The sequence below is a fragment of the Nocardioides sp. P5_C9_2 genome (assembly GCF_054049555.1).
The window spans coordinates 1-6456 of sequence record NZ_JBFUMD010000196.1; the positions used below are offsets into that span (position 1 = coordinate 1).

Below are 6456 nucleotides of genomic sequence, written 5' to 3' on the forward strand. Positions count from 1 at the left end.
GACGAAGACCCAGTCGAGGTCGGCGGGCGCCTGCTCGACGAGCATCACCCGGGTGGCCTCGCCCTCGAGCGCCTCGCCGCGGTACTCGGCGGCGATCTCGCCCTCGACGAAGCGCGGGGCGCCGGGCGCGGGGCGCAGCGAGCTGAAGCCTCCGACCTGGAGGTAACGCGCGCCGGCCTCGGCGGCCAGGCCCGCGAGGTCGCCGTACACCTCGACCAGGCGGCCGGCCATGTCACCGCGCGGCGACAGGGCGGCCACCACGGCGTCGGCGCCGGGGACGACACGGCGCGCGACCTCCTCGGCCGGACCGGCCTCGTAGCGGACGCCCGGCACGGGGTCCCGGGGCTCGGAGCGGCTGACCGCGACGACCTCGAACCCGCGGGCGACGGCCTCGCGGACGACGTTGGCGCCGGTGTAGCCGGTGCCTCCGAAGACGACGACGGTGGCCATGGGGACTCCTCGGTGATCGGGACGGTGGTCACTGGCGACAACACCCGGGAGCCGCCAGGTCATTCCCCGGCCCGGTCGGGCTGGACCACCGACCCGGTGGGACGCGAGCCACCCGCTAGCGTCTGCGCATGCGACGACGAGGGGACGGCTGATGGCCCGCGAGTCGTTCGCGATCGGTGCGGTGCGGGTGCGTGCCGGCACGATCCGCAACCTCGAGCTGCCGATCACCCGGCTGGTCACCGGGGCCGACGTGAGCCTGCCGGTGCGCGTCGTGCACGGTCGCGAGGACGGACCCACGATGTGGATCAGCGCCGCGATCCACGGCGACGAGGTCGTGGGGGTCGAGGTGGTCCGCCAGGTGCTGGCCGGGCTCGACCCCAAGCAGGTGCGCGGGACGGTCGTCGCCCTGCCCATGGTCAACGTGCTCGGCTTCATGAACGGCGACCGCTACCTGCCCGACCGCCGCGACCTGAACCGCTCCTTCCCCGGGTCGGCCCGCGGGTCGCTGGCCAGCCGGATCGCCCACCTGGTGATGACCGAGGTCGTCGACAAGTGCTCGGTCGGGCTGGACCTGCACACCGGCTCGGACCGCCGCTCCAACCTGCCGCAGATCCGCGCCGACCTCGACGACGGCTTCACCCACGACCTCGCCGCGGCCTTCGGGGCCCCGGTCATGCTGCACGCCAAGATCCGGGACGGCTCCCTGCGGCACGCCGCCCGCGAGCGCGGCGCGACCGTGCTGCTCTACGAGGCGGGCGAGAGCCTGCGGATGGACGCCTACGCGATCGACGCGGGCGTCGTGGGCGTACGCCGCGTGCTCGCCGCCCTCGGCATGGTCGACGGGGTCGACGTGGCCCCGCCCTCCGCGAGCGTCGAGTGCCGCGCCAGCGGCTGGGTCCGGGCCCGGCGCACCGGCATCCTCGACCTCGACGCCACGCTGGGCCAGGAGGTCACCGACGGTGAGCGGCTCGGCGCCCTGGTGGATGCCTTCGGCAAGACCCTGCGCCTGGTGCACGCGAACCGCACCGGGGTGGTCATCGGTCGCACCGAGCAGGCGCTGGTCAACTCCGGCGACGCGCTGGTGCACATCGCCTCCGCCGACTGAGGCTCGCACCTCGGGCCGTCGCGGCACCGGCGACCCGGCGCACCGGTGACCCGGTGACCCGGTGACCCGACCGAATCCTCACGGCGACGGCCACGGACGGGTGCGCGAGCGGGCCGAGGCCAGTGCCCCGAGGGGCTCGCGGACCTGCCCGTCCATCCCGGTGGCCTCCGACGTCGCACCTCGGAGCGGCTTCTTCACCACGACGCCGACGACCTGCTTCTCCGCACGCTCGACGACCTGTCGCCGGACGAAGGACAACCCCTGCACCCAGTCCCGGTAGGCGTCAACGCGGAGTCGGATGCCGTGCAGCACAGCGGCGAGACGTCGCACGAGGGCGGTGATCCGCGCACCGGTCACCGCTGCCCGAGCGGCGGCGGTCGCGGCGCCGGCCACCGTCGACGCGCCGAGGGTCACCAGCCCCGTCACCGCCGAGACCGCCAGGGTGAGCGCCGCCCACTCGAGGAGCTCGCGCACCAGATCTCGGACCAGTCGCTCGGTCTCGTGCACCGCAACGGACGCCTCGTCGAGGCAGGCACCGATGAGGGTGCACCGCTCGGCCAGCGCCTCGAGGTCCACTCCGACGTCCCGACCCGACTCGGTCCAGCTGCACTGGGCCAGGCCGATCCAGCGGCCCTCGGTGTCGTCGACGGTCCCGTGCTGGCGTCGGGCGAGGTCGTGGAGGTGCCGGCCCGTCCCGCGCCACCGCTCGGCGGCCTCCCGGACCGCCTGGTGGTCCCCGACCACGGAGTCCCACTGCTCGAGCAGCGGCTGGACCAGGGGACGCATGATGGCCTGCACCTCGTCGGGCAGGCTGCCGAGGAGGGCGACGGACTCGAGCCGGGTGGACCTCACGGCGATCCCGCTCACGCGACATCGCCACCCAGGAACCCGGCCAGCGACTCGAAGCGACCCGCCACCTCCTCGTCGACCAGCCGCACGTCGTTGCGGAAGGCCCGCAGGGTCTCGTGGAGCTCCTGGCACCGGTGGGCCTGGTCCCACAGCCGCCGACGGACCGCGTCGTCGGCGTGACGCACCGCAGCGACCAGCTCCTCGCTCGGCAGGATGCGGCCCAGCGCGGCCGGGGGCAGGGCGGCCTCCCGACGCTCCTCCTGCAACCGGATCACCGCGTTGCGCACCGCGCGCTCCTCGACCGCGGCGCGCGAGAGGGCGTCGTACTCCACCCGCATCAGGCCGGCCGGCCCCCCGCTGGCCGTCTCTCCGCTGGCCGTCTCCCCATCAGCTGGCCACATCTCGTGCTCCTCACTCGTGTCGGTGGGTCCACGGTGCCCTCGCGGAGCGACCCGGGCACGGGGGCGATCACGACCTGTGGACTCGACACGCCGTTCCCGGCGTTGGGGACGATCCGTGGCGCGGGGTCGCCCGCGCAGGGGGCTCCTAGGCTGACCCCATGACCACCGACGTGACCCTGGCCGGCGACCGCTTCGAGATCTCCGTGGACGGCACCCGCGCCGGCCTGACGCAGTTCGTCGACGCCGGCGCGCAGCGGATCTTCTTCCACACCGAGGTCGGCGACGAGTACGCCGGTCAGGGCCTGGCCGGCGAGCTGGTCACCCGTGCCCTCGACGCCACCCGCGAGGCCGGGCTGCGCGTCGTACCCGTGTGCCCCTACGTCAAGCGCTTCGTCGGCAAGCACACGGAGTACGCCGACCTGGTGGACCCGGTGACGCCCGCCGCGCTGGACACGGTCGACGCCGCGGAGAGGTCCTGACGGCGCCGGGTCGGGACGACCTCAGCGGGTCCAGTCGTCCGGCGGGTCCTCGCCGGTGACCCCGTCCACCGACTCGCGGAGCAGGTCCGCGTGCCCGGTGTGCCGGCCGTACTCCTCGAGGTGGTCGAAGAGCAGCCGGCGCAGGGACGCGTGGTTGCCGTTGCCGTCGTCGACGTGGCACACGAAGTCGAGGCCGCCCTCGTCCAGGGCGACGGCGATGCGCCCGTCGGCGCGCTCGACCGCGTCGTCGTACACCCGGTAGAGCTCCTCGGGGGCGAACCGGGCAGCCGCCCCGTCGAACTCCCACTCGTCGGTGCCGTCGTGGCCCAGGGAGCGCCACGGCTCGACCACCTCCTCGCCGCGCAGCTTGGTGGCGAACATGTGGTCCTCGACCATCGCGAGGTGCAGGAGCAGGCCGCCGAGCGTGAGGGCGGAGGGGCCGAAGGTGCCGGAGAGCCCGGCCGCGTCGAGGTCGCCCGTCTTCCAGCGGAAGGTCGCCCGCATCCGGGTGATCGCACCCAGCAGGTGCTCGGTCTCGGTGCCCGCGACGGGCGGCTCCCAGGGCGGCGGGGTCCATCCGGAGGTGTAGGAGGTCGTCATGCCGACCACGCTAGGACCGATTCCGGACGGATCGCGTCCGTTGGTCGTGCGATCCTGCCGGGGTGGACGACACCAACCCCACCGCGCGGGCGCTGCTCGCGCTCGACCTGATCCAGTCCAGCCCCGGCATCGGCGCCGTCGAGCTCGGCGAGCGCCTCGGCGTCTCCGACCGGGCCGCGCGCCGCTACGTGGCGGTGCTCCGTGCCGCCGGCATCGACATCGACAGCAGCCGCGGGCAGTACGGCGGCTACCGGGTGGCCCGCGCGCTGCGCCTGCCCCCGCTGCGGTTCAGCGCCGCCGAGGCGCTCGGACTCGTGATGGCCGCGCTCGACGGGCACCACCCCGCCAGCGACCCCACCGACCTCGTCGGCTCCGCGCTCGGCAAGCTGATCGCCGCACTGCCCGACACCGTCGCCGCGCAGGCCGAGGCCGTACGCCGCACGGCCGCCGCCGTCCCCGACCGCTCCGCCGCCCGCCCCGACCCCGCCGTCATCACGACGCTGGTCCGGGCGACGTCGACGAGCCGCCGCGTGTCGCTGGGCTACCGCTCCGAGGCCGGCCGCGAGTGGGAGAGCGTGGTCGACCCGTGGGCCATCGTGGTGGGGCACGGTCGGTGGTACCTGCTCTGCTGGTCGCACCACTCGGAGGCGACCCGCGCCTACCGGATCGACCGGGTCACGAGCCTCCGGCTCCTCGACGTGGGCTTCCGGCCCCCGACCGACCTCGACCCGGTCGCCGCCCTCGAGGAGCACCTCGCCGTCGGGTGGGACCACCCCGTGGAGGTCGTCATCGACGCCCCGCTCGACCGCATCGCCTGGCTCCCCCGCCGCCTCGGACGGCTGGAGGAGATCGACGACCAGACCACCCGGTTGACGGGCAGCACCAGCAACCCCGCGTCGTACGCCGAGGGGCTGGCGCTGTTGCCCGTGTCCTTCCGCGTGGTGGCGGGCGACGAGGTGCGCGACGCCGTGCGCGAGCTCGGCCGACGGCTGCTGGCGGCGGGCTGACGCGTCAGGCAGCCGGGCTCTCGACGTCAGCAGCTTCGACGTCAGCGGTGAGGGCGTCGGCCAGCCGGCCCACCGCGCGGGCCTCGGCACGGCGTGCCTCGTCACCACCGACGCTGCGCTCCAGCGACCGGGACAGCAGCAGTGCGGCGTACGCATCGGCGGGATCGCGGTCCAGCAGGTCACGCGCCACCACGGCGGCTCGGCGCGACTGCGCGGAGTGGAAGAGGCTGCGCGCGAGGAGCTCGCGGGCCCCGGCCAGGTCGCGCTCGTCGGGGTGCGTCCCGATGAGGTGGTCGAGCACGGTCACCGCGGTGTAGTAGTCGCGCTGCTCGAAGAGGTCCTCGGCCCGGCGGAAGGCGTCGTACGGCGCGAGGGTGCGGAGGTCCTGCTGGGTGCGGGTCATGCGGGTTCCCCTTCTCATGGGTGCGGACACCCGCCTCAACCACATACCCCCTAGGGGTATTCCGGCGGCCCGACTCAGCGCGAGACCAGCAGGGCGAGCAGGCCCAGCGCCGGGAACAGCCCCTGGGTCAGCGCCGCCCTCGCCTTGCTGCGGTCACTGAGGACCAGCACCAGCGCGGCAGCGACCATCGAGCCGGCCGACATCACGGCCAGGGCGAGGCCCACGTCCTCGTGGTCCGCCGCGAGGAAGCCCACCGCGGCGAACGCCCCGATCGCCAGGAAGAGGTTGTAGAAGCCCTGGTTGTAGGCCAACGGCCGGGTGACCTCGGCCTGCTCGGCGGTGGTGCCGAACGTGCGCCGCGTGCTGTCCGCGGTCCAGGCGAAGGACTCCAACCAGAAGATGTAGACGTGGAGCGCTCCGGCGAGCGCGAGCAGCACCCAGGCGACGTAGGTCATGGCTGGCGATCGGATCAGGGCTCGAGGTGCAACGCGCCCGCTTCGGGGCCCTCCTCGCTGCCCGGGTCGATGACACCGCCGCCACCGACGACGTCCTCGTCCGCGGGCACGGCGTCCGGGTCGTCACCGCCGACCATCTCGACGTGGTCGGGGTCGTGGTAGCCGGCGTCGGCGTCGGGGTCCTMCTGGCGGAGCCGCTGGGAGATCGTCTCGTCCCCGTCGATGAACTCCGCACCACGCGGCTGGCGGTCCGGCGGGCTCCACGGCTCGTCGTCACCCGCGGTGGGGTCCTCCAGGTTGATCTCCGCGTCGGCCTGCTCGGCCTGGTCCAGCTGGGTCTCGCCCCAGTCACCTTCGCTCTTGTGGCTCATGCCCCCACTGTGTCCCGTGGCACCAGCGCGGACAAGGGCGGTCCACCCCGAGGGCGTCAGTCGTCGTCCTCGACGGACTCCTCGACGTCCTCGGACTGCTCGTGGGCGCGGGAGTCGATCGCGTCGGTGTCGACCATGTCGCCGACGGTCGCGTTGCCCGCCGGCTCGGCGTCGAGCGCCCTCGCCCGGTCGTCGTCACCGACCCGCTCGCCAGCACCCGGGAACGACGAGTCGGGGCTGCCCTCGGCATCACTGGCGTCGGGGTCGTTCCAGCCGGCGCCATGGGAGTCGGTGCGCCTGGAGTCGGTGCGCCTGGAGTCGGTGCGCCTGGAGTCG

11 protein-coding genes are annotated in these 6456 nt (G+C 74.1%); 3 read left to right on the forward strand and 8 right to left on the reverse strand.

Annotated elements, in window-relative coordinates; translation table 11 throughout:
* Nucleotides 1-450: NAD(P)H-binding protein (locus tag ACXJKL_RS11330; RefSeq protein WP_457207149.1), on the reverse strand; the 450-nt coding region annotated here is incomplete at its 3' end.
* A 151-nt stretch (nucleotides 451-601) separates the two neighbouring features.
* Here ACXJKL_RS11330 and ACXJKL_RS11335 point away from each other — a divergent pair.
* Nucleotides 602-1555, forward strand: a complete 954-nt coding sequence (locus ACXJKL_RS11335) for a succinylglutamate desuccinylase/aspartoacylase family protein (RefSeq protein ID WP_457207150.1) — start codon at nucleotides 602-604, stop codon at nucleotides 1553-1555.
* 78 nt (nucleotides 1556-1633) lie between these two features.
* Here ACXJKL_RS11335 and ACXJKL_RS11340 read toward each other — a convergent pair whose 3' ends face one another.
* On the reverse strand, nucleotides 1634-2422 hold the full coding sequence (locus ACXJKL_RS11340; RefSeq protein ID WP_457207151.1) for a hypothetical protein: 789 nt from the start codon (nucleotides 2420-2422) through the stop codon (nucleotides 1634-1636).
* Nucleotides 2419-2805, reverse strand: coding sequence for a hypothetical protein (locus ACXJKL_RS11345; RefSeq protein WP_457207152.1), 387 nt, complete (start codon nucleotides 2803-2805; stop codon nucleotides 2419-2421). Before ACXJKL_RS11345 ends, ACXJKL_RS11340 begins: the two co-directional genes overlap by 4 nt.
* A 158-nt stretch (nucleotides 2806-2963) precedes the next feature.
* On the opposite strand from ACXJKL_RS11345, the gene ACXJKL_RS11350 reads away from it, so the two are divergent.
* Nucleotides 2964-3284, forward strand: coding sequence for a GNAT family N-acetyltransferase (locus ACXJKL_RS11350; RefSeq protein ID WP_457207153.1), 321 nt, complete (start codon nucleotides 2964-2966; stop codon nucleotides 3282-3284).
* 21 nt (nucleotides 3285-3305) lie between these two features.
* Here the strand turns inward: ACXJKL_RS11350 and ACXJKL_RS11355 are convergent, their stop codons facing one another.
* Nucleotides 3306-3884: a mycothiol transferase gene (locus ACXJKL_RS11355; RefSeq protein ID WP_457207154.1), complete on the reverse strand. Its 579-nt coding sequence runs from the start codon at nucleotides 3882-3884 to the stop codon at nucleotides 3306-3308.
* A 62-nt stretch (nucleotides 3885-3946) separates the two neighbouring features.
* Here ACXJKL_RS11355 and ACXJKL_RS11360 point away from each other — a divergent pair, with 62 nt between their 5' ends.
* Complete coding sequence (locus ACXJKL_RS11360) at nucleotides 3947-4891, forward strand: helix-turn-helix transcriptional regulator (protein WP_457207155.1); 945 nt, start codon at nucleotides 3947-3949, stop codon at nucleotides 4889-4891.
* Between the two features lie 4 nt (nucleotides 4892-4895).
* On the opposite strand, the gene ACXJKL_RS11365 is transcribed toward ACXJKL_RS11360, so the two are convergent.
* The 4 genes from ACXJKL_RS11365 to ACXJKL_RS11380 form a co-directional block, all read right to left on the reverse strand.
* Nucleotides 4896-5294, reverse strand: a complete 399-nt coding sequence (locus tag ACXJKL_RS11365) for a hypothetical protein (RefSeq protein ID WP_457207156.1) — start codon at nucleotides 5292-5294, stop codon at nucleotides 4896-4898.
* A 74-nt stretch (nucleotides 5295-5368) separates the two neighbouring features.
* The gene (locus ACXJKL_RS11370) at nucleotides 5369-5749 is read right to left on the reverse strand and encodes a DUF1304 domain-containing protein (RefSeq protein WP_457207157.1); all 381 of its coding nucleotides are present in this window, start codon (nucleotides 5747-5749) and stop codon (nucleotides 5369-5371) included.
* A gap of 14 nt (nucleotides 5750-5763) precedes the next feature.
* A complete protein-coding gene (locus ACXJKL_RS11375; protein ID WP_457207158.1) occupies nucleotides 5764-6120 on the reverse strand; it encodes a hypothetical protein in 357 nt (118 codons plus the stop codon).
* Between the two features lie 56 nt (nucleotides 6121-6176).
* Nucleotides 6177-6456: hypothetical protein (locus tag ACXJKL_RS11380; RefSeq protein ID WP_457207159.1), on the reverse strand; the 280-nt coding region annotated here is incomplete at its 5' end.

Bases quoted from the DNA above. Each gene is read 5' to 3' on its own strand.
- ACXJKL_RS11335 (WP_457207150.1), top strand. From the start codon at position 602: ATGGCCCGCGAGTCGTTCGCGATCGGTGCGGTGCGGGTGCGTGCCGGC.
- ACXJKL_RS11355 (WP_457207154.1), bottom strand. From the start codon at position 3,884: ATGACGACCTCCTACACCTCCGGATGGACCCCGCCGCCCTGGGAGCCG.
- ACXJKL_RS11350 (WP_457207153.1), top strand. From the start codon at position 2,964: ATGACCACCGACGTGACCCTGGCCGGCGACCGCTTCGAGATCTCCGTG.
- ACXJKL_RS11345 (WP_457207152.1), bottom strand. From the start codon at position 2,805: ATGTGGCCAGCTGATGGGGAGACGGCCAGCGGAGAGACGGCCAGCGGG.
- ACXJKL_RS11370 (WP_457207157.1), bottom strand. From the start codon at position 5,749: ATGACCTACGTCGCCTGGGTGCTGCTCGCGCTCGCCGGAGCGCTCCAC.
- ACXJKL_RS11365 (WP_457207156.1), bottom strand. From the start codon at position 5,294: ATGACCCGCACCCAGCAGGACCTCCGCACCCTCGCGCCGTACGACGCC.